Raw genomic sequence first — 25,754 nt, 5'->3', positions numbered from 1 at the left:
GTTCAGGCACCAACGGTGTTCTTGAGCTCCTCGATCAGGGCGGGCGTGAGCACTTCGGACGCACGGTTGGCGAACATCGCCATCTCGTAGGCGATGGTGCCCAGGCTCGCCTGTTTGTTGGCGAGCACGCCGAGCGAGCAGCCGACACTGATGGTGCAGACGACCAGGTATCCGCGCTCCAGCTCGATCACGACCTTGTCCGGATCGCCGAGTGGATGGCTTTCCGACACTCCGTGGGCCAGCGCCAGCATTGCCGAACAGGTCGCCGCCAGTCGGTCCGCGTCCGCGCGGTCCAGCTCCTGCGAACCGGCGATCAGCAGTCCGTCGGCGGACACCGCGATCGCCGCGATCGCGCCGGCGGTGTGCAACGCGAAGCGGTTGATCAGCCAAGTGAAGTTCTGCGCGGTGGGGGCGGTCATGCTCCTCCTTGGTCGGCGGTGAGAGAGGTGGCCTGGCGGGCCTTGGCGACCCCGTCGGAGAACGCGTCGAAGGTGGCGCGTTCCGCAGCGGGGTCGCGCAGCCCACGACGAACGGACGGCGGGCGAACGAGCTGGGGCAGCCGCAGCCCCGGCGCCAGCTGAGCACCGGGCACGCGGCGCGCCATACCATCACGCAGTTCCGGTGCCACCGGCGCGAACCGCTGCGTCGGCACCGGATCGACGGGGTCCACAGTGGACTCTTCGAGTAGGTCGGCCAGGGTGCCGGTGCTGGCGGCGAACTCGGCATCGGGCTGGCCGGCGGGCTCGGCAGCGCGCTGGTCGGCGGATTCGGAGGTTGACGGGTCAGCGGATCCGACGGCGGGCTGATCAGGTCGGCCGGTCGATTCGTCGGAGCGCTGTCCGGTCGGTTCGGCGGCGGGCTGGCCGGGCTGTCCGGTCGGTTCGGCGGCGGGCTGGCCGGGCTGTCCGGTCGGTTCGGCGGCGGGCTGTCCGGGCTGTCCGGTCGGTTCGGTGGTGGGCTGGTTACTCGGCTCGGAGTCGGGTTCGGCCTGCGACCAGCCGGATTCCGCTTCCTGCGGACGCACCGGTCCGGCGCCCTGTTGTGCCGGTTCGTCGCCCCGCAGCAGCGGTTCGGCACCACGCCCAGCTGACTCGACGGCACACCACACCGGGCCGGCACCCGGTCGAGCCGGTTCATCGCCGCGCAGCACCGATTCGATGCCCCGCCAAGCCGGTTCATCGCCCCGTCGCGCGGTTTCCCCGCCACGCCAAGCCGATTCCCCGGACACAGCCGGTTCGGCACCCCACAGCGCCGGTTCCCCGCCACGCCAAGCCGATTCCCCGGACACAGCCGGTTCGGCACCCCACAGCGCCGGTTCCCCGCCACGCCGCGTCGGTTCCTCCCAGGGCACTGCCGGTTCATCCTCCGGCCAGGCTGGTTTCGGGTTGGCGAACCAGCCGAAGCCGTCGTCGGCCGGGGTGGCCAGTGCGGCGATCGCGGGGGCGGGCAGCAGCTGCGGCACCGGATCCGGCACGTGTCCGGGCTCGAACAGGCCTACCGGCGCGGGCTCGTGCCGGAAGTCCACCTCGCGGGTGAACAACGCCTGCGGCACGGTGACCCTGGCGGTCACGCCGGGCCCCTCCGCGGCCGGGCACAGCTCGACGGACAGCCCGTGCCGATGGGCCAGCCGGGCGACCACGGCGAGGCCCAGCTGCTCCGCCGGCTCGTCCTCCGGGGCGGCCAGCCTGCGGTTCTCCTCCGCGAGCCGTGCGGCGGGCAGGCCGATTCCTTGGTCGGTGACGCTCACCTCCAGGTCGCCGCCGGGCAGGAACCGGGTGCCGACCTCCACGGCCGACTCCGGCGGGGAGGACTCGGCCGCGTTCTCCAGCAGTTCGGCGAACAGCAGCACCAGATCCATGCCCAGTCCGGCGACGAGCAGCACCTCGGCCGGCTCGGTCATCCGCACCCGGGGCTCGTCGTCGATCTCCGCGGCCGCCGAACGCAGTGCGGTGGCCAGCTCGATCGGCCCGCCGATCCGGGACCGATCGGAAACACCGGACAGCACGAGCACATCCTCCGCGGTACGTCGTAGCCGGGCAGCCGTGCGATCGAGCCGGAAGAGGTGGGCGATCAGCACCGGTTCGGTGGCGGTGCGGCGCAGTTCCCCGACGACTTCGAGCTGGCGGCTGACCAAGTTCTGGGTACGCCGGGCGGCGCCGGCGAGCAACTGCGCCCCGGCCTGCCGGGACGCCGCCGAATCCCGGCCGCGGTCGACCGCCACGGCCGGTCCTCCGCCGGATTCGACAGTGACCTCGGGCGCTGACAACGGTGTGCCGCCTGCCCGGGCCGGCTCGCGATCCGGCTCCGCCCGGGCGGCCGGCCGGGTCATCGACCGGCCGAGCACCACGCCGAGGGCGAGCACGAGTCCGAAGAGGACGATCGCGGCCCCGCCGAGGAGCCACGCCTGCCGGCTCGCGTCCGCCGACCATCCGGCGGTGCGGTCGGCGATCGCGTCGAGGACCTGGTCCTGCGCGGCAGCACGCTGCCCGGTGAGCTGCGTCGCGGTGGTGACCACCTCGGGCGCGAACTGCGCGCCCGGCGCGGCAACGAACTGTTCGATACGGCGGACCAGAGCGCTCGACTCGACCTTCTCCACCACAGCCGCGTCACCTGGCTCGGCCTGCTGTCCGAAGCGCTCGGCATACGCTACGGCCCGCTGCCCCGCACTGTCGACAAAGGGCTGTCCGGGCGAAACAGCCGCTGCCACGAGGGTGATCAGCCGGAGCGCGCGCTGTTCGTTCGCGCGCAGCAGCGCATCCGCCGCACTCTGCTGCCGCAGCCCTTCACCGTCCGAAGTGGTGTGTGAAACGAGGCCGAGCGCATCGATGAGACCGGTGATCGCGACGTCGTAGCTGTGCGCGACGTCGGCGAGAGAGATGCTGCGGCGCGCCGCGGTCTGACTTAGCTGCGACAGCGAGGCAACCCGCTCGAGCGCGGCCGCGACTTCGGGAGACGCGCCGCTGTGCACGTTGTTCAGCTCCGCTTCCACGGCCTGCTGCTGGCTGAGGTCGGCGCCCGCCGCCGAAGGATCGGCTACGAAAGCCGCGGTGAGCAGGCCCTGCCGCTGCAACTGCTGGAGAAGGTGGCCGACCCGGCGCGCCTGTGAGACGGCGTCGGCGGTGCTCGCCGCCGCACGCGCCCGCGTGACCTGCGTGAACCCGAATGGGACGGAGACGAGCACGAGCGGGATCACGGTGAGCAGGAGTACCGCGGCGCGGACGCCGAGCCGGCCGGACAACCCCGTGCCGGGTCCGCTCGACCGGGTCATCCACGTCACCTTTCCGCTCCCGGGAGGAGTGCACCGAACGGGGGCACCCGCGCGAGTTCGCTACTTTTGGTAAGACTCGTCGCGGTACGCACAAGGTCGGCCACCGACCGTCGGCACCGAGCTTAGCGAGGCCCGCAAGGTCCCGACAATGCCTGCGGGCAACCGTGCAAGCTGCAGATTCCCGGCCTCCGGTACATCAGATGCGAGCACCGGGAGGAGAATGCCCGCCATGCCCGCCGCACCCGCTCCCGCCGATGTCCTGGCCGCTGCCGAACGCATTCGGCCACACGTACGGCGGACGCCGCTGTTACGCACCGAAATCGACGGCCGTCCGCTGCTGCTGAAGCTGGAGCAGCTGCAGCGGTCCGGTTCGTTCAAGCTCCGCGGTGCGGTGAACGCCCTGCTCGCCGGTCCGCGTGCGGACCGGGTGGTCACCGCGTCCGGCGGCAACCACGGCCTCGGCGTCGCCACCGCGGCGCAGGCGCTGGGAGTGCCGGCGGTGGTCTACGTGCCGGAGACGGTTCCCGAAACCAAGGCGGCCGGGATCGAAGCGACCGGCGTGCAGCTTGTCCGGTACGGCAGGACCTACGCCGAGGCGGCCACCGCCGCGCGCGCCGTGGCCGAGGAACCGGGCACGCGCTACCTGCACGCCTACGACGACCCCGACGTGATCGCGGGACAGGGAACGGTGACCGCGGAGATCGTGGCGGACGCCCCCGAGGTCGACGCGATCGCCGTCGCGGTGGGCGGCGGCGGGCTCGCGTCCGGCACCACGCTCGCCGCCGGCGCACGCACGGTCTTCGCCGTGGAACCGCAGCAGTGTCAAGCGTTGCATTCCGCGCTGGAAGCGGGCGAGCCGGTGGACGTCACGATCGACTCGGTGGCCGCCTCCGCGTTGGGCGCCACCCGCGTGGGCTCGCTCCCGTTCGGCATCCTCAGCACGCCTCAGGTCACGTCGGTGCTGGTGACCGACGAGGAGATCCTCGCCGCCCGCGGCCGGCTGTGGAGCGAGCTGCGGCTCGTGGTGGAACCGGCTGCCGCCGCGCCGCTGGCCGCCTGGCTCGCCGGCCGGGTCCCCGCCGAGCTGCCGTGCCTGATCCTGTGCGGGGCCAACACCGCGGTCGGCTTCGGGTGAGTCACGACCCGGTGTCGGGTACCGCAGGGAAAACCGTGACGAATTCCGTACGTCCGGGCCGGCTGGTCACCCTCACGCGGCCGGAGTGCGCGGCCACCACGGCGGCGACGATGGCCAGCCCGAGACCGGTGCTACCCGCCGCGCGGGAGCGGGACGTGTCGGCGCGGGCGAACCGCTCGAACACCTCGGGCAGGATCTCCCCAGGAATTCCCGGCCCATCGTCCACAATGGACAGCCGTGTCCAGTCGCCGTCCTGGGACAGCCTGGTGGTCACGGTGGCGCCCGGCGGGGTGTGCGTGCGGGCGTTGCCCAGCAGGTTCAGCACCACCTGCTGCAGCTGGCGGGAGTCGCCCAGCACGGTCAGCGGTTCACCGGGCACCTCGAGCAGCCACTTGTGGTCCGGGCCGGCCACGTGCGAGTCGGCGACCGCGTCGGCCACCAGCCGGGACAAGTCCACCGGCTCGTGCACCACCGGGCGCCCCGAATCGAGCCGCGCGAGCAGCAGCAGGTCTTCCACCAGCGTGGTCATCCGCGCGGACTCGGACTCCACGCGGTTCATCGCGAACGCGACGTCCGGCGGCACCTGCCTCCCACCGCGCCGGACCAGCTCGGCGTAGCCACGGATGGCCGCGAGTGGGGTACGCAGTTCGTGACTGGCGTCCGCGACGAACTGGCGCACCCGGCTTTCACTGGCGTGGCGGGCGGCGAGCGCGTCCGCGATGTGCCCGAGCATCCGGTTGAGCGCGGCACCGACCTTGCCCACCTCCGTGCGCGGGTCGGTGTCCACTTCGGGCACTCGTTCCGACAGCGCGACCTCACCGCGGTCCAGCGGCAGTTCGGACACCCGTGACGCGGTGGCGGCGAGCCGGTCCAGCGGCGCCATCGTGCGCCGGATGGTGATTGCCCCGGCGAATCCGGCGACCAGCAAGCCGCCGAGTGCCACCCCGCCGAAGATGAATCCCAAGCGCCACAAGGTGGCGTTCACGTCGTCGAGCGGCAGCCCGATCACCGTGAGGTCACCGTCGGGCGAGTAGGTGGACATCACGCGGTAGCTGCCCAGCCCACCGCCGAGGTCGACGCTGCGGCGACTGCCGTCCGGTGGCACGTCGAGCAGCAGGCGCTGCTGATCACCGGTGAGACTTTCCACCGGCGGCGGAGTCCCCGGGGGCGGCGGGGCTCCCGGCGTGCGTGGTGGCTTCTTCTTGTGGAAGTCGAGTACCGCCGCGCTGACCGCACCGTCGCGGACCACCAGCGCCAGCGTGCCGTCGCCCTGGCCGAGCACCCGCAACGGATCCGGCGGCGGTTTGTCCCCGTAGATCCACGGCGGTTTGACGCCGCCACGTGCACCGCGGTCGCTCGCCGCGGCCAGCCGGTGGTCCAGCTGCCCGACCAGAAACCCCTGCAACGCGAGTTCGGTGACCACGCCGACGACCAGGCACACCAGCGCGAGCAGCGCCGCCAGCTGCATGATCAGCCGGCGGCGCAGCGACCACGGACGGCGCGTCCGCCGTGGTTCAGCCGGCGGGTTTGAGGACATACCCCGCGCCACGCATGGTGTGGATCATCGGCTCCCGGTCGGCGTCGATCTTCTTGCGCAGGTAGGAAATGTAGAGCTCGACGATGTTGGCCTGGCCGCCGAAGTCGTAGCTCCACACGCGGTCGAGGATCTGGGCCTTGGACAGCACCCGCCGGGGGTTGCGCATGAGGTAGCGCAGCAGCTCGAACTCGGTGGCGGTGAGCGGGACGAGGTCGCCGCCGCGGTGCACCTCGCGGCTGTCCTCGTCCAGCGTCAGATCGCCGACCACGAGCTGGGAACCGCCGGCGCCGGACACCCCGTTGGCCCGGCGGAGCAGCGCACGCAGCCGCAGGGCCACCTCCTCCAGGCTGAACGGCTTGGTCACGTAGTCGTCGCCGCCCGCGGTGAGCCCGGCGATGCGGTCCTCCACCGCGTCCTTCGCGGTGAGGAACAGCACCGGCAGGTAGGGCACCTCGGCCCGCATCCGGCGCAGCACCTCGAGGCCGTCGAAGTCGGGGAGCATCACGTCGAGCACCACCGCGTCCGGGCGGAAGTCCCGGCCCACCCGGACCGCCTCGGCCCCGGTACCGGCGCTGCGCACGTCCCAGCCCTCCATGCGCAGGGCCATGGAGACGAGCTCGGCCAGTGTCGATTCGTCGTCGACCACCAGCACCCGGACCGGGCTGCCGTCGGCACGCCGCAGATCGGCCTTGCCCGGACCGGCAGGCGTGGCGTTCACACTGCTCATGGTGCCATCCTCGGGTGCTCCGGTCAGGTCGAGCTGTGCGCCGGCTGTGCGTTTCCTGTGCGCACAGGTGCACAGCACCCACCCACATTGAGCACAGCCTCCGCACAGCGGGCGCCGGAACGCTCGGTCTGGACAGCGCGGACGATCCGGAGGAAAGCATGACGACCGATCCAGCACAGGGCGCCACGTGGGGCGAGCCGCCCGCTCCCGGTACCGCGCCCGGCCAGCCGTGGTCGGGCCGCAGGACCGCGATCGCCGCGGGGGTCGCGGTGATGATCGCGGCCGGCGGCGGCCTCGCGATCTGGGCCGGCACGAGCGCGAACGACGCGTCCGCGGTGCAGGGCGGCCGCTTCGGCGGTCCCGGTGGCATGGGCGGCCCCGGCGGCATGATGGGCCAGGGCGGTTTCGGCGGCAGCGCCGGTACGACGGCCCTGCGTGACGCCCTGCACGGCGACTTCGTGGTGGCCGATCCGGCCGGCGGCTACGTCACCGAACGCACCCAGACCGGCACCATCACCGAGCTGAGCGCCACATCGGTCACGCTCACCAGCAAGGACGGCTACCGGCAGGCCTACACGCTGAACTCGGGCACCGAGAAGACCGGCGACCCCAAGTCCGGCGAGAACGTCACCGTGGTCGCCAAGGTCGAGGGCAGCACCGCCACGGCGGTCTCGCTCGGTGAGGCGCAGGTCTCCGGCCAGGGCGGAACGGGCCGGGACCGCGGCGCATCGGGTGGGCAACCGGGCCAGGGCCCCGGCCGCCAAGGCGGCTGATCCGGACAACGACCCGGGCCGCCTCCCGGGAGCACCCCCCACTCCCGCCGAGGCGACCCGGGTCGTTCCACGCACCAGTGCGCGCGTCCCCTCGCGCGTGTCGCGGGTACTGGCCACACTGGGGCTCCCCGACCGGCACCTGCCGTGGTGTACGCCTGTCGCCACGGTCTGGTCGAAAAGGAGCCTGGATGAAGCGCTGGATCACGATGGCGTTCGGAGTGGTGCTGATCCTGGTCGGCGCCGTATGGGTGCTGCAGGGCGCGGGGGTGCTGCTGGGCAGCTTCATGACCGGACAGAAGCTGTGGTTCCTGATCGGCCTGGTGGCCGTCCTCGCCGGAGTCGTACTGGTGGCCGCCACGGCGCGGCGCAAACGCACCGGATGAGTCAGGCTGTCCGAATCTCGAACACCGGGTAGCCGGGCGCGATCCGCCGCAGCGTTTCGTCCGGCGAGCTCGCGTCGACGCCGTCGAAGAACACGCCGACCTCGAACTTCCACCGCGCGAGGTAGGCCCGCAGCACGGCAGGCTTCTCGTCATCGGCCAGCTCGCGGTAGCCGAACTTCTCGACGCGACGGCCGAGCCGCAGCTGTCCCTCGCCCGCCGCTCGCAGGTTCCGCACCCACTGGGTTTCCCCGCGCGCCGCCACGAGGTACTGCGCACCCTCGTGCGTCAGCAGGTTCACCGGCACCTCCCGCAGCTGGCCCGAGGTGCGGCCGCGGACGCCCAGCACCCGGCTGCCCCACAGGCTGATGCCGAGCTTGGTGACGCCCCGCGCGAACGCGTTGGCCACTTTGGTGCCCTTGCCGGGCCGGAGATAACGGGGCGTCGTGCTGGTCATCGGGTCCTCCTCGGTTTCGAGAGCACTGCTCTCTGTCAGGAACAGTGCACACCCATCTGTCCGACCGTGTCAAGAGCAGTGCTCTCGATTTTGCGCTCTGCTCTCGCGATGGCAGACTGACCGCATGCCCGCCGCCGGAAAGACCGCACGCGAACGGGTCCGCGCCGAGCTGACCCGCGAGATCAAGGACGAGGCCCGCCGTCAGCTGGCCGACGTGGGCGCGCACGGGCTGTCGCTGCGCGCGGTCGCCCGTGAGCTGGGCATGGTGTCCTCCGCGCTGTACCGCTACTTCTCCAGCCGCGACCAGCTGCTCACCGCGCTGATCATCGACGCGTACAACGCGGTCGGCGAGGCCGCCGAACGGGCGGATCCGGGGCACGGCGATCCGCGCGGCCGCTGGCGGGCGATCTGGCACGCGACGCGGAACTGGGCACGGGCGCACCCGCACGAGTACGCGTTGATCTTCGGTTCGCCGATCCCCGGGTACCAGGCTCCGCAGGACACCGTCGGCCCGGCCGCGCGCATGCCGATGACGTTGATGGCGGTGCTGCGCCAAGCACATCCCGACGAGCCGGCGGTGACCGCGCCGATGTCCGCCGAACTGCGGAAGCAGGCCGGGGCGCTGGGAAAGCTGTTCGAACTGGACGCGCCCGCGGAGATCGTCACCAGGGCGATCGCGGCCTGGACCCAGCTCTACGGCGCGATCAGCTTCGAACTGTTCGGCCAGTACGCGAACGGCGTCGATCCGGCTGACGCCTACTTCGAGCACCTGACCGGGCAAATGGCCGACTTCGTGGGTTTGTAGCGCACGGTAGGTTCGCCGGTGGAGGTGGTCGGCAGTGGTGGAATGGGCCGGACGGGTGAGCAGGATCCGGGTGATCGGCACCGGCGTGATGGGCAGGGGCATCGTGCAGCTCGCCGCGACCGGCGGCGTCACCGTGGAACTCGCGGACTCGATGGACGACGCGGTCGGCAAGGCGATCGAGTACGTCGGCGGGATGCTCGACCGGCTCGCCGCCAAGGGCAGGCTGACCGAGGAGCAGGCACGCGCGGCGAAGGACCGGCTGGTGCCGGTCGGCGATCCGCTGGCGCCGGCTGAGGGCGTGGACCTGGTGCTGGAGGCGGTGCGGGAAGACCTGGAGATCAAGCGCACGCTGTTCGCCGGCCTCGAGCGGGTCTGCGGCCAGGACACCGTTTTCGCGACCAACACCAGTTCGCTGTCGGTCACCGAGATCGCCGCCGGGCTGTCCGATCCGGGCCGGTTGATCGGCCTGCACTTCTTCAACCCGGTGCCGTTGATGCGCCTGGTCGAGGTGGTGCCCGGTGCGCGCACCGCGCCGTGGCTGCCCGCCGAAGCGCTCGAGCTCGTCCGGCACTGGGGGCACGAACCGGTGCTGGCCAAGGACGCCCCCGGTTTCCTGGTCAACCACGCCGGGCGCGGGCTGAACACCGAGGCGCTGCAGATCCTTTCCGAAGGGCTGGCCGAACCGGCCGACGTGGACCGCGTCGCGCGCGACGTGCTGGGGCTCAAGCTCGGACCGTTCGAGCTGCTCGACCTGACCGGCCTTGACGTCTCGCACGCGGTGCTGGAGAGCATCTGGAGCGGATTCCACTCCGAACCGCGGCTGCGCCCGTCGTGGCTGACCCGCCCGCGCGTGGCCGCCGGGCTCTACGGCCGCAAGAACGGGGAAGGGTTCTACCGGTACTCCGAGGGCAAGCAGGAGGTGGCGCCGGAGCCGTCCGCGCCGCCGCTGACGGGCACCCCGGTCTACACCGCCGACGAGCGCCTCGGCCGGATGCTTTCGGCCGCCGGAGTCCAGGTCGTGCCGGACGCCTACCCGGACGCCGCACTTCTCGTACCACTGCGCGGAGAGTCCACTGTGGAGGCTGCGAGGCAGGCCGAGCTGCCACCGGAACGAGTGTCCGGAGTGGACGCACTGGGCTACGACAAGCGGTTCACGCTGTCGGTCCACCCCGGGCTGGACCCGGCTTTCGGCCGCGCCGCGTGGGCCGCGCTGGCCGCGACCGGCGTCCCGGTCACGGTCGTGCGCGACGGCCCGGCTCCGATCGCACAGCGGCTGCTCGCGTCGATCGTCAACACGGCGGGTTACCTGGCCGCCCAGAACCTCGCCACCCCGGCCGACATCGACACCGCGGTCCGCCTCGGGCTCGGCTATCCCCGCGGCCCGCTGGAATGGGGAGAGACGCTCGGCGCGGAGAAGGTGCTTCGCATCCTCACCGGCCTGCTGCACGCCACCGGCGACCCGCGGTACCGGCCGAGCAGCTGGCTCACCGAACGCGTGACGCTGGGCCTGCCACTCACCACGTCCGGCACCCGCCCGGCCGACCTGCGCTGACGTGCGGGAACACCTGCGCCTGTCCGGTGACGTGCGGGAACACCTGCGCCGGTCCGGTGACGCGCGGGAAGACCTGCGCCGGTCCGGTGCGGTGCGGGTCTTCCCGGTTCACCAGTGTCGCCCGCGCTCCGGGCTGCCAGCTCCTCAACCGCGCGGTCAGCCTCGGCTGTCGTCGGGCAGCCAGGCGAAGTCGGTGAACTGGTAGTTCCCCAAGCCGGTAGGCAGATCCCTGAGCACGAAGCCGGGTGGCGGCACCGGTGCCGCGTCGGCCGGCGCGGGCGCGGCCGTCACGACGGGGACCAGCACCGCGCCCAGCAGGGGCGCGACCAGAGAACCCCGTCGCCACACCCCCCGTCGCCGCGCTCTCGCCGCCGCGCCCTCGCCGCCGCGCTCTCGCCGACGGGCCTCCACCCACGGGTCGACGCACGGTTCCACCCGGACGCCGACGAATTCCTTCATCCGAGACGCGAAGCTGTTCGTGTCCGAACCGCGAAGGAGTTCCCGTGCAGCTGAATCCGATCTACCTCGTCGTCTACGTCGCGTTGGGAGTGCTCGTTCTCCACCGCGTCGTCTACCGGCAGCTGCGCGGCACGGTGCTCACCCGCAAGAGCCTCGTGATCATGCCGCTCGTCCTCACCGCGGCCGGCGTCTTCTCGGCGGCCGACGCCCTGGGCGCGGCGACCTCCGGCGAACTGACGCTGCTGGCCGTCGACGTCGTCGTCCTCGCCGCGCTCGGTCTCCTGCGCAGCGCGACAACCACGCTCACCGCACGCGACAGCACCACGTTCCAGAAGGGCTCCGTGGGCACGCTGCTGCTCTGGCTCGCCACCATCGGTGCCCGTGTCGGCTTCGGTTTCGCCGCGGCGGCGTTCGGAGTCAGTGGGGCACTCACGTCGGGGTCGATCCTGCTCACGCTGGGTATCAGCATCGGTGCGCAGAACGCCCTGACCTACTACCGGATCCAGCAGCGCGGTCTTCCGCTCGCCGAGGGCAGCCGTCGGACGCTCGCGCAGCGGTGAGCACCCGGTGCCGCGGAGATCAGCCGGGTCCGTCGCTGGCGGCCGCGAGGAGCGGCACCACCAGATCGCTGATCGGCGTCGGAATGCCGTGGGCGCGGCCACGGCGCAGCACGACCCCGTTGCGGATGTCCCATTCGAGCGGCCGGCCGGCCTCGCGATCGGCGAGGATGGAAGTACCCATGTCGGGTGGGTAAGCCTGAAAGCCGGCGAGAAGCTCGTGCGGCACCTCGTCACTCAGCGCCGCGCCCTCGGCTCGGGCGACCGCCAGGCATTCCCGCAGGTAGGCCAGGGAAAGCTCAGCGACGTCGGCCCTGGCGAACATGCCGGCGCGGCGGCCGGCGAGGACCATCAGTCCGGCGACCGCGTTCTGCAGCAGCTTGCGCCAGGCAAGGGACGTGAAGTCCGCAGCAAGCTCGACCGAGCACCGGCTGCCGCGTAAGGCCTCGCGCACCACACGGGACTCGGGCGTGTCCGGCAGGGTGAGGCGCGCGCCGCCGCGCAACCACACGGAACCGTCCGGCTGCGCTTGGGCCGGGAACCACACGATCGAGGGGACGACCCGGCCACCGGAAAGGTGTGCCGTGACAACCGTTTCCTGTTCGACGCCGTTCTGCAGGACACAGACGACGGTGTCGGCGCCGCACAACGCCGTCAACCACGGCGCTGCCGCCTCGACCTGTGTCGATTTGACGGCAAGGAAGACCAGATCGACCGCCCCGCCTGCTTGCGCCGGGTCGGTCCGCACCGGCCCCGGCACGACGACGCGGTCGTCTCCCGCACGCAGTTCGAGCTGCGCACGCGCGGTGCGGCCGAAGATCGCCGGGGTATGGCCCACCTCATGGAGCGCCGCCGCCACGGTCGTACCGATCGCGCCCGGTCCCACAACCGCGACAGTTGGCTTCATCGGATCATCTCCCTTGTCTCGACCCGGCTGTCCAGATGGTGAAGTGCAATCAGCCCGGTACGCGCCCGACCATGCGTGCGTACATGCGCGCGGGGCTCGGCGTGGCCACCGGTTGCAGAAAACCCGGCAACGGCGGTAAGTCGCGCGCGAAGGGCGCAAGGCGCGCGTACAAGACATCTGCGCCGACTGGGCGAGCCGCGGGATCTTTCGCCAGGGCTTCGGCCAACAGTGCGTTGAGTTCCGGAGGCGCGCCCACGACGACCGACGGTGGTTCTTTCACTTGCTTGTCGAACACCGCGTACGCAGTCGGCCCGGTGAAAGCCGGACGCCCGGTGAGCATTTCGTGCAGTACGCATCCCAGCGCGTACAGGTCGCTTCGCGGGTCCGCGTGCCCCCGTTGGATCTGCTCGGGCGCCATGTACGACGGTGTCCCGAGGAGCTGCCCAGCGCGAGTGAAACGCGCGACGTCGGCCTCACGAAGCATGGCGAGCCCGAAGTCCATCACCTTCACACTGCCGTCAGGGCAGAGCATCAGGTTGGCCGGCTTGAGATCACGGTGACATACGGCCCGCGCGTGGGCCGCTGAAAGGACCGCAGCCGCCTGCGCGGCGATCGCGGCCGCCCACGGCACGGGCAGCGGACCGTGCTCGGCCAACAGATCGGCCACCGTAACGCCCTCGACGAACTGCATCACCTGAAACAGCCGATCGTCGTACGTGCCGAAGTCGTAGAGCGTGGGCGCACCGGGGTGGTCGAGCGTGGCGAGAATCCGCGCTTCGCGCGCGAAGCGTTCCTCCAGCTCTTCGTCGCCGCCCGGAAGCCGCAGCAGCTTGATCGCGACCCTGCGCCCGAGCCGCCGATCGTGCCCACGGTGTACCGCGCCCATCCCACCCCGGCCCAGCGGCAGGTCCTCGACCTCGTAGCGATCCGCGATGAGCATGGGCCCCCTCACGGCGTCACAGCGCTCACCCGTCACCGGGCTGCAGCCGTCCTTCGGCGAGCGCGGCAAAGCCTAGCCGCACCAGGTCGCGGCCGGTCTCCGCCGTCTGCCGCAGCGCGCGGTCGAAGTCGGCGAGAGCCCGGAAGGCAGCACCGTACGCACGCTGCGTGTCCAGCGGATACCGCGGCACCTTAAGCCGGCGCGCGTCGATCCGGGTCGACGCACTGTGCACCGGGAAGTCCGCGGCGCGCAGACAGCCGGCGAGGAATTCGGGATCCAGCCGTTCCGGGTCGACCCGGTAGCACGAGAGCGCCGGCCCGAGCCGCACCGACCGACCACTGTGGACGATCACGGCACCGGTGACGGAGGCGACGACATCCCCGTCGTCGGCGAAAACGGCCCCGTCGTCGGGTTCCGCACGTCCGGTCGGCGGGCCGCCGATGAGCACGTCGTCGGTGGTCAGCACGGGTTCGTCGCCGTCGGCAAGCCGGGACGGAGCGTGCCGGATGTGCAGCGCGCCGGCCTTCAGCAGCTCGCCGACGGTGCTGTGCGGCGGCTCGGCCGTGGCCGGCTCCAACCGCGGCAGTTCGAGTCCGATCTCACCGAAAAGCCGTTGCGCGGTCAGGAAAGCCTCGCCCGGATCGGCACGGTGCGGGCGGCGCTGTGCCGGCGTGAGGTCCACGTCATCGTCGAGCAGGTCGATGATGCGGTGGCCGTCCGGTTCGGTGCCGGCGAGGTAGGCCTGCCACAGCCGTTCGGCCTGCGCCGTGGAGGTTTCCGCGAGCAGTACCGTGGCCGGTGGGCGTTGCCCGGGCGCCGGACGCACGAGCAGCCAGAGGTCGGCGCCGGGCGCGAGGGTGAGCACGGCTCGCAGGGCGCCGGAGCGCAGGAGGTTGGCGCGGATCCGCTTGCCACTGCGCCGGCCGGCCGCCGCGCCGGGCATCAGAATCGCGACCGGGCCACCCGGTTTGACGTGCGTGAGACAGTGCTGGACCCAGGCCAGCTCGGACTCACCACGCGGCGGAAGGCCGTACTCCCACCGCGCGTCGCCGACGAGTTCCTCGTACCCCCAACCACGTTCGTTGAACGGCGGATCGCACAGCACCACGTCTGCCTGCTCGCCGGCGAAGGCGTCTTCGAGCAACGCGTCGGCGGCGTGTACCTCGGTGTCCACCCCACGCAGCCGGAGCCGGATATTGGCGATGCGCGCGGTGTCCGGGTCGTTGTCTTGCCCACGGGCCCGTGCCGCACCGCTGGCGAGCAGCAGTGCGCCGAAGCCGCACGCCGGATCGAGCACGGTGGTCCCCTTCGCGCCGGTGAGCCGGGCCATCAGCTCGGCGTACTCGGGCGGCGTCGGCGAAAGGCGGCGGGCGTGTGCTTCGAAGTACCGCTCACAGAGCTGTTCGAACGTCGTGGCCGGCCCGTTCCGTACCGCCAGACGGCCGAGCAGGGTGAGCAGTTCCGGGTCGTCCGGCTGTTCGGTGAGGTCGGTGAGGTACTCGCCGGCGGCCGCGACACGGGTGCCGAGCCCCAGGTCGTCGCCGAGTGCGCGCAGTCGCTGCCAGGCCTGGTCGATCGGCGCCAGTTCGAACGGACGGCCGCGCAGACGCAGCCACTCCTGGACCTCCGGCAGCGAAAACCGCGGGCTGGATGCGGTGCCGCCCACCGGACGGGGAAAATCGTCGTAGCGCCGTCGCCAGTTGCTCACCGCGGCCCGGCGCACGCCCGCCAGGCGCGCGATGTCGGCCGCGGTCACCGCCGCGTCGTCGTCTGCCATGACCGGCACGATAGCCGATGACCACGGTTTCCAGAATTCTCCTTGTTAACTCAGTCAACCAGTGATTGGATGGCGACATGGCCACCGAGCAGACCCGGTTCATCCTGCGGCACGCCGCAGGCTCCGACCCCGGGCGACGACGCAGCAACAACGAGGATTCCGTGTACGCCACCGGGCGCTTGCTCGCCGTGGCCGACGGTATCGGTGGCCAGCCCCACGGAGAGGTGGCCAGCGCGACCGCGGTCGGCGTGCTGGCGTCGCTGGACTCGGATCTGCGCGCGCTGGACCTGGCCGCGCTGGATCTCAGCAGCACGCTCACCGACGTCGTGCAGCGGATCGGCGAGCGGCTCGCCGAAGTGGCCGAAGAGAACCCGGCGACGCACGGCATGGGGACCACCCTCACCGCGCTGCTGTTCGACGGCACCCGCTTCGCCGCCGCCCACATCGGCGATTCCCGCGGCTACGTCCTGCGAGACGGCGAGCTGCACCGCATCACCCGAGACCACACGCTGGTGCAGGCTCTGGTCGAAGACGGCCGCATCACCGAGGAAGACGCCGCCGAGCACCCGCGCCGCTCGCTGTTGATGAAGGCGCTGCAAAGCACCGGCTCAGCGGACCCGGACGTCTGGGAGTTCACCCCGGAACCCGGCGACCGCTACCTGCTCTGCTCCGACGGCCTCACCGCCGGCGCCGACGAACCGGCGATCCGGGACGTCCTGGCGACCGGCACCCCCGACGAAACCGTCCCCCGCCTGATCACCCTGGCCAACGACGGCGGCGGCCCGGACAACATCACCATCGTGGTCGCCGACGTGGTCCAGGCCTTCGACTGACCACTGCCGCCTGACCACCCCGGCGAAAACGACAGCGCGGGACGGGAGCGGGAGCACGGGAGCGGCTGTCACTGGTGCAGCAGCCACCGTCGCGCCGCAGTAGCACCAGCCCGCGCAGTCGCGACTGTCACGCCACAGTGGCACGGGTCGCCGCGCGGCAGCCATCCGTCCGTGGTCGTCGGTCCATGGTCGTCCCGCTGTGATCGTCCCGCTGTGGCCATCCGTTCGTGGTCGTCCCGCTGTGACCGTCCGATCGTGGCGGCCGGTCGGGACCACCTGCCGGTGGCTCTCGCCCATCCGGTAGTCTTCCCCACGGAGGATTGGCCGAGCGGCCTAAGGCGCACGCTTGGAAAGCGTGTTGGGTTCACGCCCTCGCAGGTTCGAATCCTGTATCCTCCGCCGCAGTAACCAGCAGAAGCGCCGGGTGGTCCGAGGTCGGATCACCCGGCGTTTTTCGTCCTGGTCCCACTTCTCGTCTCGGTGTGGCTCCGTCCACCGGCAGCGGCGTTTCTCCGCCCCCACCCGGTCCGCGCCCATCCGGACCACCCGGCGCACTGCTCGGCGAAGCTCCGCACCACCCTGACCGGAGTCCACAACGGACGGTCGGTGAACACCGCTCACCCAATGAGACAGTTCGGATGGCCTGCGGGAACAGCACATCCGCCAGACCGACCGGCCCAGCCGCCGCGGCGCCGCCGAGAATCGCGCTGTCCGCATCCGCCGACGCGGGGGCAGGGGCTCGGCTCGGGCGGACGGCCGCACCCGCTAGGCTTCGCCGCAGACTTGTTCGTACCCGCTCGGAGAGGTTTCTCGGTGTCACGAATACCGGTTTGACCTGGGCGCGGCGCATGGCGCGTGCCCCCGGAACCCGCAGGTCGCCCAGGCTGGGACGCGGGGCCGGGAGCCGGCGAGCGGTGCACCGTCACCCGAGAGGCCCCGGACTGCCGACCGCGTCCGGGGCCTTGTCGATTCTCCCCCCTCACTTACTTACCGAAGACACCTGATCACGCTAAGTTTGGTTGTGGTCGTTCCAGCCCACGACGCATCGAGGAGTACCGCCCCCATGGCCGGAGTGGAAGAAATCCGCGCTGGTATCGCGCTCGCGAACGAGAAGGCGTCCGCGAGCATCGCCGCCCTGCAGCAGGCGGCGCAAGCACTCGAAGAGGCCCAGCTGTCGCTCAACCAGGCGACGCAGGGCAGCAGCCAGCACGAGGTCAACCAGGCACACGGCCTGCTCGCCGAGGCACTGCAAGGGATCACGGGCATGCAGAGCACGATCCAGGCCGGGATCTCGTCCGCCGACTCCTACTCGGCGCGGCTGTAACCCGATGTCCGGACTCGCCGAGATCCACCAGCTGCTCACCGCCGCGCGGGCGGGCATCGGCGACGGCCGCGCGCACGCCGAGCGGGCGCGCCTCCTGCTCGGCGACGCCAGGCGGGCGCTCGTCGACGCGCAGGCGAAGGCCGATCCCTGGCTGCCAGGACAACTGGCACAGGCCGACGAGGGACTCGACCACGTGCTCACCCGACTGGCCGCCGCCGACGACCTGGTGAGCGGATACCAGTCCCGTCTGTAGGAGCGAGCGACACCGATGGCCAGTAAGTCAGCCGAACAACGCAACCGCGTGCAGACCGCACTCGACCGCGTCCGCCACCAGATCGGGCTCGTACTCGGCGCTGCCGCCGGGGCCCGTGAGGCCGCGGAGACCGAGGTGTCCCGGCTGGCGCTGGAACAGGAAATCGTGCGGGTCGGGATGAATCAGGCCGACGCGCAGCAGCAGACGGAATGGGCCCGCCACCCCGCCGCGCACGAAGTGTTCGCCTCGCTCGGCGGGGTGCGCAGCGCGTTCTACACCGATTGGAGCGCCGGCCCGGGTGCCCTGCGCGACCTCGTCGCCGCGCACGCGCCCGGCCCGGCGGGCAGGCCACCGAGCGAATGGCTCGGCCGGGTCGGGAGCAATCCCGGCGTCACCGCGCCTGCGCTCTGGCGGGCAGGCTCGGCGACCGCGGCCGGGCGCGACATCTCCCGCACGTTCGACGTGGCGGTGCCGCTGCTCGACGAATCGCACCTGGCCATCACGTCCGCGCCGAAGACCCGCCCGGTGGTGGACGCGCTCGTGCAGTCGCTGCTGATGCGGGTGCTTTCGACGTTCGAGCCGGGCGCGGTGAAGATCCACCTGTGGGACGTCGGTCAGCTGACCGCGATCCTGCCCGACCTGTACCCGCTCAGCCGCACCAGCGCGCTGTCGCTGTACGACCCGACGCGGCTGGAGGACCTGCTCGACGAGCTGGCCGGGCACATCCGCCGCATCCACGCCACCGGTATGCAGGCCGGCCACACCTCGTTGCGCGAGCTGCGCAGGGCCACCGGCCAGCGCCTGGAGCCGTACCGCATCGCCGTGCTCTACGGCAACGGCGAAACCCTGGAGCCCGAACGCGCGCGGGACCTCAAGCGCGTCGCCAGCGGGGCGCTGGCGGCCGGGATCTGCCTGATCCTGGTGGACGTGCCGACCACGGTGAGCGCGTCGGTCGAGACGCTCAGCCTGCTCGACGAGCGGCGCGCGATCAGCAGCATGACCGGCGCCGACCTGGCGGTGGACCTCGATCCGCCGCTGCCCTCGGGTCAGGTGATCCGCGCGGCCGGCCGGATCGCCGAGGCACTGATCGCGAAGCAGGGCGGGCCACGGTCGTTCGCCGACCTCATGCCTGCCGAGCCGGGCCTGGAAAACTCCGCCAGGGAACTGCGTGCGCCGGTCGGATTCCACGAGGGCGAGCCGGTGGAGGTGGTGATCGGCGACGCGAGCCCGCACGCGTTGATCGGCGGCCCCAGCGGTTCGGGCAAGACGAACTTCCTCTACGCGTTGCTGGGCAGCCTCGCCGCCCGCTACAGCCCGGACGAGCTGGCGCTGTACCTGCTGGACTTCAAGGAGGGCGTGTCCTTCGCCGGGCTCGCCCCCGGCCGCAAGGACGCCAGCTGGCTGCCGCACGCGAAACTGGTCGGGGTCAACGTGAACACCGACCGCGAGTTCGGCTTGGCGCTGCTGCGGTTCCTCGCCGACGAGCTGCGCCGCCGTTCGGCCGCGGCGAAGGAGCACGAGGTCACCAATCTCGCCGACCTGCGGGAGCAGGATCCGGCCGGGCACTGGCCACGGATCGTCGCGGTGATCGACGAGTTCCAGTACCTGTTCGCCGGACGCGACCAGGTCACCGCGCAGGCCACCCAGCTGCTCGAGGACATCGCGCGGCGCGGGCGTTCCCAAGGCATCCACCTCGTGCTGGCGAGCCAGGACGTCGCCGGCATCGAGGCGTTCTGGGGCAAACCCGCGGTGTTCGAGCAGTGCACGCTGCGCATAGCCATGCCGAAGGCGCGCCGGGTGCTGGCGGAGACGAACAACGCCGCGGTGTCCGCCCCGAAGTGGCATGCGGTGATCAACCATGATTCCGGTGTCGCGCACGGAAACCAGCTCGCCCACGTGCCCGATGCCAGCAGTCGCAACGTGTTCGTCGACCTGCAGCACAAGCTCTGGGAGCGTTACGCGGGACGGTTCGCGCGGCCGCGGCTCTTCGACGGCGCGCATTCGCCGGTGCTGGAACAGTTCCCGGCCTACACCGAGCTCAAACCCGGCGCCCGGCCGAAGGCGCTGCTCGGCCAGTCCATCGACGTCACCGAAGCAGCTTGCGGCGTCGAGCTGCCCCGGGCGCCGGGCCGTAACGTCGCCGTGCTCGGCGGCGCCACCGCCGAGGCACTGTCCATAATGGACTCTGCGGCCCGTTCGCTGGCCCGCCAGTACGAACCCGGCGCGGTGGAGTTCCTGTTCAGCTGCCCGATCGAGGCGTGCGCACCGGCCGTGCTGGACCTCAAGGACCGGCTCGCCGCCGAAGGGCATTCGGCGACGCTGACCGACGATCTGCCCGCCGCGCTGACCGCCATGGCCGGCTCCCTCGCCGGCGGACCACCCCGGTTCCTCCTGCTCTACGGTGTCGACGCCGCGCTGCCGACGTTGGAGGCCAAGGAGATCGGGCAGCCGAAGAGCGCGCTCGACCACCTGCGCACGCTGCTCAAGAACGGGCCAGGACACGGCGTGCACACCCTCGGCTGGTGGCGCAGCATCGCCCGGCTCAAGGACACGCTCGGCTTCGCCGGCACCGACGACATCGGCACCTGGGCCGCGCTCGACGTGCAGGGCAACGAGCTGACCCCGTTCGCCGCGGGTCAGGTCGTGCACTGGTCACCACGCCCCGGCCGGGCCCTGTTCTTCGATCGCACCACGCACGGGGCGCCGGAGGTCATCATCCCGTTCCAGCGCCCGGACGCCGACCTTGCAGGAGGTGCCACGCCATGACCGACGAAATCGCCAGTCCGGCCATGCGGTACAAGGAAATCGTCGGGCTCGCCCGTGGCTCGGCGGAGAACCTGCGGGCCTGGGAGCTGGCTCGTGCGGACGAGATCGAACGGCAGCTGGCCGAGGCGCAGGCCGCGGTCGCCGAAGCCGCGCAACGCGAGGTGAAGGCCAGGGAACGCGCGGCGCGCTGGTGGAAAATGGCACTGCACAACGTTTCCCGGCTCACCTTCCTCGAGCCTCCCGACGAGCCGCAGCCGGTGCCGACCGCGCGGGCGCAGTACCTGGACCGGTACCTGGAGGAAGTGAAGCCGAGCTACCAGGAACTCGTGCAGGCGGTGCTGGCGCTGGGCTGGCGGGCGAAACGCTGACCACGGCCAGCGTTTCGCCGCGAGCCCGGGTCACCTCGGTTCGCTGAGCTGGAAACCGCGCCGCCCTCCGGCGTCAGTCTTTCGGTTTGCTGCCAGGTGTTTCTCAGCCGAGCGGGGCGGTGCGGCCGAGCAGACGGTCCAGGTAGTCCAGCAGGTCGTAGCCCAGGTCGGACAGGCGGTTCCCGGTCGACGGGCGCAGGCGGACCACCTGCGGATCGTGATCGCTGGCCTGGTCGGCGAATTCCGCGTTGAGGTGCACCACGTCGTAGTCCACGCCGCGTGGGGCGGCCGAGGCGAGAATGTGGTCCAGCACCTGCGACTGACCCTCGTAGACGTAGCTGTAGCGCTCGGCCGGCGGCAGCGTCGAGATCAGGTCCGTCAACCGGCCACCCGACGTCAGTTCGGCCAGGGCCGGCGAGAACTGGTAGTCGTTCAGGTCGCCGGCGACCACGACGTTGGCCTGCGGTTCAGCCGCCAGCAGCTTCGCGACGAAGCCCCGCACCACCGTCGCCTGTTTCTGCCGCTGCACCTCGGAACTGCGGGACGGCGGCTGGTAGCGGCCGTGCGTCGGCTGGTCGCCGCCCTTGGAGTTGAAGTGGTTGGCGACCACGAAAACGGTGCGGCCGCCGAAGACGAACTCACCGGCCAGCGGTTTGCGGCTGTCGGTCCAGGCATCGTCGCCGGGCTCGACCCGGCCGGGCGACTGGGTGAGGTGCGCCTTTCCGTGGTCGGCCGCCACCCCGACCGAGGACGTCGGGCCACCGCCTGGACGGTCCACGAAGGACACCCGGGCCGGATTGAACAGGAAGCCGACCCGGATGTTGCCGCCCGGCTGGCCACCGTCCTCGTCGTTCACCGGGTCGATCTCGCGCCACTGGTAGCGCGGGCCACCGGCGGCGGCGATGGCGTCGGTGAACTTCCGCAGCGTCAGGTCCGCGGCGACCACACCGTCGTCGGTCGCGCCGTCGTTGTCCTGGATCTCCTCGAGGGTCACGATGTCGGGCGTCGCCAGGTTGTCCACGATCCCGTGCGCGAGCTGCGCGTATTTGGTGTCCGGATCGGACGGTGCGAGGTTCTCCACGTTGTACGTCGCCACCGCGAGCTCACCTGGTCGCTGCCGTCGCGTGGTTTCCTTCTGCAGGTGGTTGTCCTGCGCCGCGCCGAGCTGCGCGGCGAACAGCGTGTACCCGCCGAAGCTGCTGTACTCCACCGGCCCGGAAGTCGTACCGGTCAGCACATCGCCGGTGTTGACCGTCGGGAATTCCTGCTGGTCGTAGGGAATGATCGACTGCACCTTCAGCACGCCGGTGTTGGTTTCGTCGTAACCGAGGTAGACGCTGCCACCGCGCGGCGTCGGGTTCTGCCGCGGTTTCGTGGTCACGTACAGCTCGTCGTAGGAGTTGCTCGGACCGACGACGCGCGCGTCCGAGATGCTGACTGTTTCGCTTTCGTGGGACTCCCAGAAATCGAGCGCGTACTTCGACGGCTCCAGTGGCAGTGGCTCGATGTTTCCACCCGCGTTCGGGGCCAGCACGTCCGGCACCTGGTCCGGAGTCAGCACAGTGGACGGTGGCAAGGCGTTGCCGTGCGAATTCACTGTCCACCGTGCACCGCTGAGCTCGGTGAGGGATTGGTAGTTCGAGGTCGACGGCGCGTCCGGGTAGTACTCCTTCACCGTTCCCTGCGCGGTGACGGCGTCACCGACCGCGACCGACGGAGTAGTGGAGCCGGAGAACACGAACAGGCCTTCGCTGGTGCGTGGATCGCTGTCCGGATGCGGGTCGGTGATCCAGAAGCCGCGTGAGGAGCCAAATGTACGTACTGCCGTCACGACGCCGGTGACGTCGCCGACTTTCTTGTCCTTGAACGGCGAAACGCGCGTGGTGCCCTGGATTTCGTGGATCTTCGCGGACACCGGGGGCTCACCCGGGGCGGTGCCGGGTGTCTCGCCTTTCGCATTGGTGGGCGTCGGGTCGCCAGCGGCGAAGTCGGCACTGTTGTCGTCGGTGTCGGCAAGCGACTCGGCGCGCGCGGCCGACGTGCTGTTCGACAGCGCCGCGGCCGGATCGCCTTCGCGCACAACGGCGTCTCCGAAGCCGACGAGGTCCTTGACGCGCGGATCGGCACTGCAGTCGACAGCGGTTTTGCAGGTCAGCGGGTCACCTCCGGAGACGAGCGCGACCGTACCGGCCGTGGAGGACAGCGCGAGGGTCCCGGTCGCGTCAGGCGTGGGCAGCGCGACGGTCCCCCTGCTGCCCTTCGCCTCGGCAACGAGGTAGCGGCTACCCGCGGCAACCGCACCGTTGAGCTTCGTGACCTGCCACGTGCTCGACGCGCCGGCGGAGGCGGGCAGGTACTGGACGCTGAAGCCGTCGAGCGCGAACGGTGTGCCCCCGTGGTTCGCGAGTTCGACGAAGTCGTTGGTGAGCGTGGCACCGGCATTGCCGCCACCGCCGTAGACCTCGGCGATGACCGCATCGCCGCTGGACCTCGCACCGGCGGCGGGTGCGGTCAGGCCGGCCACCACCACGGCGGCCGCGAGCGCCGCGGCGCTGGTCAGCGTTCTTCCACCGGCGGTACTTCCCCCGGTCCGACGACGGGATATGGTCACCGTGAGTCCCCTCTGGCGCGAGCAGTCGAGGCATCGTCCCCCGAACAAGCGAAGGGTAGGAAGACGATAAGGCAACGATTCGTGACAAGCTTGGATGTTTCCCGCCGTGAGAAGGGTTGACGCAATGATCACGCTCGTGCTGGGCGGCGACGTCAACCTCCAGGGCCGGACCGAGCCGGAATCGGCCTTCGCCCCGCTTTCGTCGCTGCTCACCGGGGCCGACGTGCGGTTCGTGAACCTCGAGGGTCCGCTCTCCGGTTCGTCCGGAATGGACATTCCGCACAAGCCGAACTGGCGGCATTCCCCGCCGGAAATGGTCACCGCGCTGACCGCGGCCGGAATCGACGTGGTATCCGCGGCGAACGACGTCGCCTATCCGCCGCGCGCCGCGCTGGCCGGCCTCGCCGTGCTCGACAACGCCGGCATCGCGCACTGCGGCGCGGGCGCGAACCTCGACGAAGCACACGCTCCGGCCGTCCTCGAACGGCCCGGCGGGCGCGTCGCGTTCCTCGCCTACACGTCGCTGTGCTGGCCGGTCGGGCAGGAGGCGCTGGAAGACTCGCCGGGCGTCGCCGCGGCCGGCGCGTACACCGCCTACCAGCCCGACCCGCGCGTGCTCGACCTTCCCGGCCGTCCCGCGATCGTGCGCACCACGCCCGTGCCGGACGATCTCGCGCGCCTGGTCGCGGACGTGCGCCACGCGCGGACCGCCGCCGACCACGTCGTCGTGTCGATGCACTGGGGGCTGCCCGGCGACGAACTGGCCGAATACCAGGTCAGCTACGCGCACGCGATCGTCGACGCGGGCGCGGACCTGGTGGTGGGCCACGGTCCGCACACCGTTCAGGCGGTCGAGGTGCACCGCGGCCGACCGATCCTCTACAGCCTTGGCAACCTCGTGTTCGACTGGCCGGCCATGCGCGGGCGGCACCGGGACGGGCTGCTGGCCGGTTTCGTTCTCGGCGACCGGCCGCGCCTCGAACTGATCCCGGTGCGCCGCGACGAGGACAACGAATGCCTACCCCTGACCGGACCCGAAGCCGTGACGGCACTGCGAAGGCTCGCGCACCTGTCCGCGCGACGGAACACCCACGTCGCGGTCGGTGACGGGATCGGCACGGTGGAAGGCCTCACTGCGGGATGAGACGGCCGTCCCGTCACCCGGACGGCCGATCTGCCTTAAATGCAGATCAAGCTTTGCCGACAGGGGTACCGGGCCGGAGTACTTTACCCGGAGAGCGACCGGAAGTGGCCCAGACCACTTCGAGCCACCCCGGACGCTCACGCGCCGCGGAGCGCGGGGAGGCGACACGATCACATGGGGGTTGATCGTGTTCGAAAGGCGCGATTCGCGACGCTATCCGGGGAACGCCGCGGGCGCGGCAGCCCTTTCGCATCGCTCGCGACCGCGGCGCCACGGTTTCGCCCCGGGGAAGTCTCGTGAGCGGCGGGACAGCGGGACGCCGCCACCGCAAGGTGGCCGACGTTCGCGCCCGCCGCTCACGAGCAGTACTTCCCCGGCGCACACGGCGCACGAACGGGCCGTTTCGCGCGCAGCGTTCACGCGCGGTGCTCGCCTTGCCCGCAGGTGTTTTTCTGGTGCGCGTCGCGCACAAAAGGCACCGCTCGCACGCATCGCTCACGAGCGGTAGCGACTCCGCCAGTACTCATCATCACGCGATCAACCGGGTCCGCCTGCGCAAGCTGTGACCGGCTCACCCGCGCTGGAGGCTCGGCCCGCACCACGCACGAACCGCGCCCCTCGCCGACATCCCCACACTCCGGTGCTCACCACACAAGCACGGCAACCTCACCGCCGGGCCCCCTCGCCAGAAGCGCGCGGCCACTCACCGCACCGGCACGGACCTCACGCCCGGAGTTCGCCTGACGAGCGGTACTTGCCGATGAGGGTGCGGGCGCCGTTGAGTGCCACCCGGCCGGCGCCCTTCGCGCTGGAAGCGAGGACTGTGGTCCAGTCGAAGTAGTCGCGCCACAGCACGATCCGGCCGTCCTTCACCTCGAACGTGCCGCACACCCAGAACTCCGCCTGCCACGAACCGCGGCGCAGCACGTCCGTGCGTTCGGTGAGCACCACGTTGCCGTCCGCGGCGATGTGGTGGGTGCGTGCTTCGAAACCCGAGCCGTACTTGGCCATCGCGCGCAGTTGCTTCTCCACCGCGGCGAGGCCGCGCGCGGCGGGCAGCGGCACGTTCTGGTAGACGATGTCGACCGCCGCGTAGCCGAGCGCGCGGTCCACGTCGAGCTCTTCGAGTGCCTGCAGGAAGCCGGTGACCACTGCCTTGGGTTCGGTCATGGCTCCAGGGT

The 25,754-nt window shown here is 71.1% G+C and carries 23 protein-coding genes and 1 tRNA gene; 13 read left to right on the top strand and 11 right to left on the bottom strand.

All coding sequences use genetic code 11. From position 1 onward, the window contains the following. Positions 1 to 2 precede the first annotated feature (2 nt). Both BJY18_RS25350 and BJY18_RS25345 read right to left on the bottom strand, forming a co-directional pair. The gene (locus BJY18_RS25350) at positions 3 to 419 is read right to left on the bottom strand and encodes a roadblock/LC7 domain-containing protein (protein ID WP_184782457.1); all 417 of its coding nucleotides are present in this window, start codon (positions 417 to 419) and stop codon (positions 3 to 5) included. After that, positions 416 to 3,268, bottom strand: coding sequence for a sensor histidine kinase (locus BJY18_RS25345; protein WP_184782456.1), 2,853 nt, complete (start codon positions 3,266 to 3,268; stop codon positions 416 to 418). Before BJY18_RS25345 ends, BJY18_RS25350 begins: the two co-directional genes overlap by 4 nt. A 229-nt stretch (positions 3,269 to 3,497) precedes the next feature. Here BJY18_RS25345 and BJY18_RS25340 point away from each other — a divergent pair, with 229 nt between their 5' ends. Next, the gene (locus BJY18_RS25340) at positions 3,498 to 4,403 is read left to right on the top strand and encodes a serine/threonine dehydratase (protein WP_221457945.1); all 906 of its coding nucleotides are present in this window, start codon (positions 3,498 to 3,500) and stop codon (positions 4,401 to 4,403) included. 1 nt (position 4,404) lies between these two features. Here BJY18_RS25340 and BJY18_RS25335 read toward each other — a convergent pair whose 3' ends face one another. Both BJY18_RS25335 and BJY18_RS25330 read right to left on the bottom strand, forming a co-directional pair. Beyond that, the gene (locus tag BJY18_RS25335; protein ID WP_184782454.1) at positions 4,405 to 5,940 is read right to left on the bottom strand and encodes a sensor histidine kinase; all 1,536 of its coding nucleotides are present in this window, start codon (positions 5,938 to 5,940) and stop codon (positions 4,405 to 4,407) included. Continuing rightward, positions 5,918 to 6,667 carry a response regulator transcription factor gene (locus BJY18_RS25330; RefSeq protein ID WP_281393703.1) on the bottom strand — a complete coding sequence of 250 codons (750 nt, stop codon included), beginning with the start codon at positions 6,665 to 6,667 and terminating at the stop codon, positions 5,918 to 5,920. The genes BJY18_RS25335 and BJY18_RS25330 overlap by 23 nt, the downstream gene beginning before the upstream one ends. Positions 6,668 to 6,825: 158 nt before the next feature. Between BJY18_RS25330 and BJY18_RS25325 the strand changes: the two genes are divergently transcribed. Beyond that, positions 6,826 to 7,440, top strand: coding sequence for a hypothetical protein (locus BJY18_RS25325; protein ID WP_184782453.1), 615 nt, complete (start codon positions 6,826 to 6,828; stop codon positions 7,438 to 7,440). A 188-nt stretch (positions 7,441 to 7,628) separates the two neighbouring features. Further along, positions 7,629 to 7,823: a hypothetical protein gene (locus BJY18_RS25320; protein ID WP_184782452.1), complete on the top strand. Its 195-nt coding sequence runs from the start codon at positions 7,629 to 7,631 to the stop codon at positions 7,821 to 7,823. Position 7,824: 1 nt separating this feature from the next. Here the strand turns inward: BJY18_RS25320 and BJY18_RS25315 are convergent, their stop codons facing one another. Beyond that, the gene (locus BJY18_RS25315) at positions 7,825 to 8,277 is read right to left on the bottom strand and encodes a nitroreductase family deazaflavin-dependent oxidoreductase (protein WP_184782451.1); all 453 of its coding nucleotides are present in this window, start codon (positions 8,275 to 8,277) and stop codon (positions 7,825 to 7,827) included. A 124-nt stretch (positions 8,278 to 8,401) separates the two neighbouring features. On the opposite strand from BJY18_RS25315, the gene BJY18_RS25310 reads away from it, so the two are divergent. Together BJY18_RS25310 and BJY18_RS25305 are read left to right on the top strand one after the other, a co-directional pair. After that, positions 8,402 to 9,082, top strand: a complete 681-nt coding sequence (locus tag BJY18_RS25310) for a TetR/AcrR family transcriptional regulator (RefSeq protein WP_184782450.1) — start codon at positions 8,402 to 8,404, stop codon at positions 9,080 to 9,082. A 34-nt stretch (positions 9,083 to 9,116) separates the two neighbouring features. Then, positions 9,117 to 10,634: a 3-hydroxyacyl-CoA dehydrogenase gene (locus BJY18_RS25305; protein WP_184782449.1), complete on the top strand. Its 1,518-nt coding sequence runs from the start codon at positions 9,117 to 9,119 to the stop codon at positions 10,632 to 10,634. Between the two features lie 156 nt (positions 10,635 to 10,790). Here BJY18_RS25305 and BJY18_RS25300 read toward each other — a convergent pair whose 3' ends face one another. Beyond that, positions 10,791 to 11,093, bottom strand: coding sequence for a hypothetical protein (locus tag BJY18_RS25300; RefSeq protein ID WP_184782448.1), 303 nt, complete (start codon positions 11,091 to 11,093; stop codon positions 10,791 to 10,793). Between the two features lie 44 nt (positions 11,094 to 11,137). Here BJY18_RS25300 and BJY18_RS25295 point away from each other — a divergent pair, with 44 nt between their 5' ends. Next, on the top strand, positions 11,138 to 11,653 hold the full coding sequence (locus BJY18_RS25295; protein ID WP_312873955.1) for a hypothetical protein: 516 nt from the start codon (positions 11,138 to 11,140) through the stop codon (positions 11,651 to 11,653). Positions 11,654 to 11,672: 19 nt separating this feature from the next. Here BJY18_RS25295 and BJY18_RS25290 read toward each other — a convergent pair whose 3' ends face one another. From BJY18_RS25290 to BJY18_RS25280, 3 genes are read right to left on the bottom strand one after another with little or no spacing between them, the layout of a single operon-like run. Continuing rightward, positions 11,673 to 12,557: an oxidoreductase gene (locus BJY18_RS25290; RefSeq protein ID WP_184782447.1), complete on the bottom strand. Its 885-nt coding sequence runs from the start codon at positions 12,555 to 12,557 to the stop codon at positions 11,673 to 11,675. A 49-nt stretch (positions 12,558 to 12,606) separates the two neighbouring features. Continuing rightward, the gene (locus BJY18_RS25285; protein WP_184782446.1) at positions 12,607 to 13,497 is read right to left on the bottom strand and encodes a serine/threonine-protein kinase; all 891 of its coding nucleotides are present in this window, start codon (positions 13,495 to 13,497) and stop codon (positions 12,607 to 12,609) included. 25 nt (positions 13,498 to 13,522) lie between these two features. Continuing rightward, a complete protein-coding gene (locus BJY18_RS25280) occupies positions 13,523 to 15,274 on the bottom strand; it encodes an N-6 DNA methylase (RefSeq protein WP_184782445.1) in 1,752 nt (583 codons plus the stop codon). Between the two features lie 77 nt (positions 15,275 to 15,351). Here BJY18_RS25280 and BJY18_RS25275 point away from each other — a divergent pair, with 77 nt between their 5' ends. The 6 genes from BJY18_RS25275 to BJY18_RS25250 all read left to right on the top strand — a co-directional run bounded on the left by BJY18_RS25275 (position 15,352) and on the right by BJY18_RS25250 (position 20,818). Next, a complete protein-coding gene (locus BJY18_RS25275) occupies positions 15,352 to 16,107 on the top strand; it encodes a PP2C family protein-serine/threonine phosphatase (RefSeq protein ID WP_184782444.1) in 756 nt (251 codons plus the stop codon). Between the two features lie 314 nt (positions 16,108 to 16,421). Further along, a tRNA-Ser gene (locus tag BJY18_RS25270) sits at positions 16,422 to 16,506 on the top strand. A 664-nt stretch (positions 16,507 to 17,170) separates the two neighbouring features. Continuing rightward, positions 17,171 to 17,431: a hypothetical protein gene (locus BJY18_RS25265; protein ID WP_098512721.1), complete on the top strand. Its 261-nt coding sequence runs from the start codon at positions 17,171 to 17,173 to the stop codon at positions 17,429 to 17,431. 4 nt (positions 17,432 to 17,435) lie between these two features. Then, on the top strand, positions 17,436 to 17,684 hold the full coding sequence (locus tag BJY18_RS25260; protein WP_184782443.1) for a hypothetical protein: 249 nt from the start codon (positions 17,436 to 17,438) through the stop codon (positions 17,682 to 17,684). Between the two features lie 15 nt (positions 17,685 to 17,699). Next, entirely contained in the window at positions 17,700 to 20,450 is a 2,751-nt protein-coding gene (locus BJY18_RS25255) for an FtsK/SpoIIIE domain-containing protein (RefSeq protein ID WP_184782442.1), read from the top strand. After that, on the top strand, positions 20,447 to 20,818 hold the full coding sequence (locus BJY18_RS25250; protein WP_184782441.1) for a hypothetical protein: 372 nt from the start codon (positions 20,447 to 20,449) through the stop codon (positions 20,816 to 20,818). Before BJY18_RS25255 ends, BJY18_RS25250 begins: the two co-directional genes overlap by 4 nt. Before the next feature lie 103 nt (positions 20,819 to 20,921). Here the strand turns inward: BJY18_RS25250 and BJY18_RS25245 are convergent, their stop codons facing one another. Beyond that, positions 20,922 to 23,348, bottom strand: a complete 2,427-nt coding sequence (locus tag BJY18_RS25245; RefSeq protein WP_376774768.1) for a DUF8508 domain-containing protein — start codon at positions 23,346 to 23,348, stop codon at positions 20,922 to 20,924. Positions 23,349 to 23,553: 205 nt separating this feature from the next. On the opposite strand from BJY18_RS25245, the gene BJY18_RS25240 reads away from it, so the two are divergent. Then, complete coding sequence (locus tag BJY18_RS25240; protein ID WP_184782440.1) at positions 23,554 to 24,573, top strand: CapA family protein; 1,020 nt, start codon at positions 23,554 to 23,556, stop codon at positions 24,571 to 24,573. Positions 24,574 to 25,296: 723 nt separating this feature from the next. Here the strand turns inward: BJY18_RS25240 and BJY18_RS25235 are convergent. Further along, a complete protein-coding gene (locus BJY18_RS25235; protein WP_184782439.1) occupies positions 25,297 to 25,743 on the bottom strand; it encodes a limonene-1,2-epoxide hydrolase family protein in 447 nt (148 codons plus the stop codon). Positions 25,744 to 25,754: the final 11 nt, after the last annotated feature.

The sequence above is a fragment of the Amycolatopsis jiangsuensis genome (assembly GCF_014204865.1).
Taxonomy (GTDB): Bacteria; Actinomycetota; Actinomycetes; order Mycobacteriales; family Pseudonocardiaceae; genus Amycolatopsis; species Amycolatopsis jiangsuensis.
The sequence above is the reverse complement of the archived record's forward strand: the minus strand, read 5'-3'. Positions and strand labels throughout refer to the sequence as shown.

Coding starts and splice junctions, on each gene's coding strand:
- BJY18_RS25350 (WP_184782457.1), bottom strand. CDS start 419: ATGACCGCCCCCACCGCGCAGAACTTCACTTGGCTGATCAACCGCTTC.
- BJY18_RS25345 (WP_184782456.1), bottom strand. CDS start 3,268: ATGACCCGGTCGAGCGGACCCGGCACGGGGTTGTCCGGCCGGCTCGGC.
- BJY18_RS25340 (WP_221457945.1), top strand. CDS start 3,498: ATGCCCGCCGCACCCGCTCCCGCCGATGTCCTGGCCGCTGCCGAACGC.
- BJY18_RS25335 (WP_184782454.1), bottom strand. CDS start 5,940: ATGTCCTCAAACCCGCCGGCTGAACCACGGCGGACGCGCCGTCCGTGG.
- BJY18_RS25330 (WP_281393703.1), bottom strand. CDS start 6,667: ATGAGCAGTGTGAACGCCACGCCTGCCGGTCCGGGCAAGGCCGATCTG.
- BJY18_RS25325 (WP_184782453.1), top strand. CDS start 6,826: ATGACGACCGATCCAGCACAGGGCGCCACGTGGGGCGAGCCGCCCGCT.
- BJY18_RS25320 (WP_184782452.1), top strand. CDS start 7,629: ATGAAGCGCTGGATCACGATGGCGTTCGGAGTGGTGCTGATCCTGGTC.
- BJY18_RS25315 (WP_184782451.1), bottom strand. CDS start 8,277: ATGACCAGCACGACGCCCCGTTATCTCCGGCCCGGCAAGGGCACCAAA.
- BJY18_RS25310 (WP_184782450.1), top strand. CDS start 8,402: ATGCCCGCCGCCGGAAAGACCGCACGCGAACGGGTCCGCGCCGAGCTG.
- BJY18_RS25300 (WP_184782448.1), bottom strand. CDS start 11,093: ATGAAGGAATTCGTCGGCGTCCGGGTGGAACCGTGCGTCGACCCGTGG.
- BJY18_RS25290 (WP_184782447.1), bottom strand. CDS start 12,557: ATGAAGCCAACTGTCGCGGTTGTGGGACCGGGCGCGATCGGTACGACC.
- BJY18_RS25285 (WP_184782446.1), bottom strand. CDS start 13,497: ATGCTCATCGCGGATCGCTACGAGGTCGAGGACCTGCCGCTGGGCCGG.
- BJY18_RS25280 (WP_184782445.1), bottom strand. CDS start 15,274: ATGGCAGACGACGACGCGGCGGTGACCGCGGCCGACATCGCGCGCCTG.
- BJY18_RS25275 (WP_184782444.1), top strand. CDS start 15,352: ATGGCCACCGAGCAGACCCGGTTCATCCTGCGGCACGCCGCAGGCTCC.
- BJY18_RS25265 (WP_098512721.1), top strand. CDS start 17,171: ATGGCCGGAGTGGAAGAAATCCGCGCTGGTATCGCGCTCGCGAACGAG.
- BJY18_RS25260 (WP_184782443.1), top strand. CDS start 17,436: ATGTCCGGACTCGCCGAGATCCACCAGCTGCTCACCGCCGCGCGGGCG.
- BJY18_RS25255 (WP_184782442.1), top strand. CDS start 17,700: ATGGCCAGTAAGTCAGCCGAACAACGCAACCGCGTGCAGACCGCACTC.
- BJY18_RS25250 (WP_184782441.1), top strand. CDS start 20,447: ATGACCGACGAAATCGCCAGTCCGGCCATGCGGTACAAGGAAATCGTC.
- BJY18_RS25240 (WP_184782440.1), top strand. CDS start 23,554: ATGATCACGCTCGTGCTGGGCGGCGACGTCAACCTCCAGGGCCGGACC.
- BJY18_RS25235 (WP_184782439.1), bottom strand. CDS start 25,743: ATGACCGAACCCAAGGCAGTGGTCACCGGCTTCCTGCAGGCACTCGAA.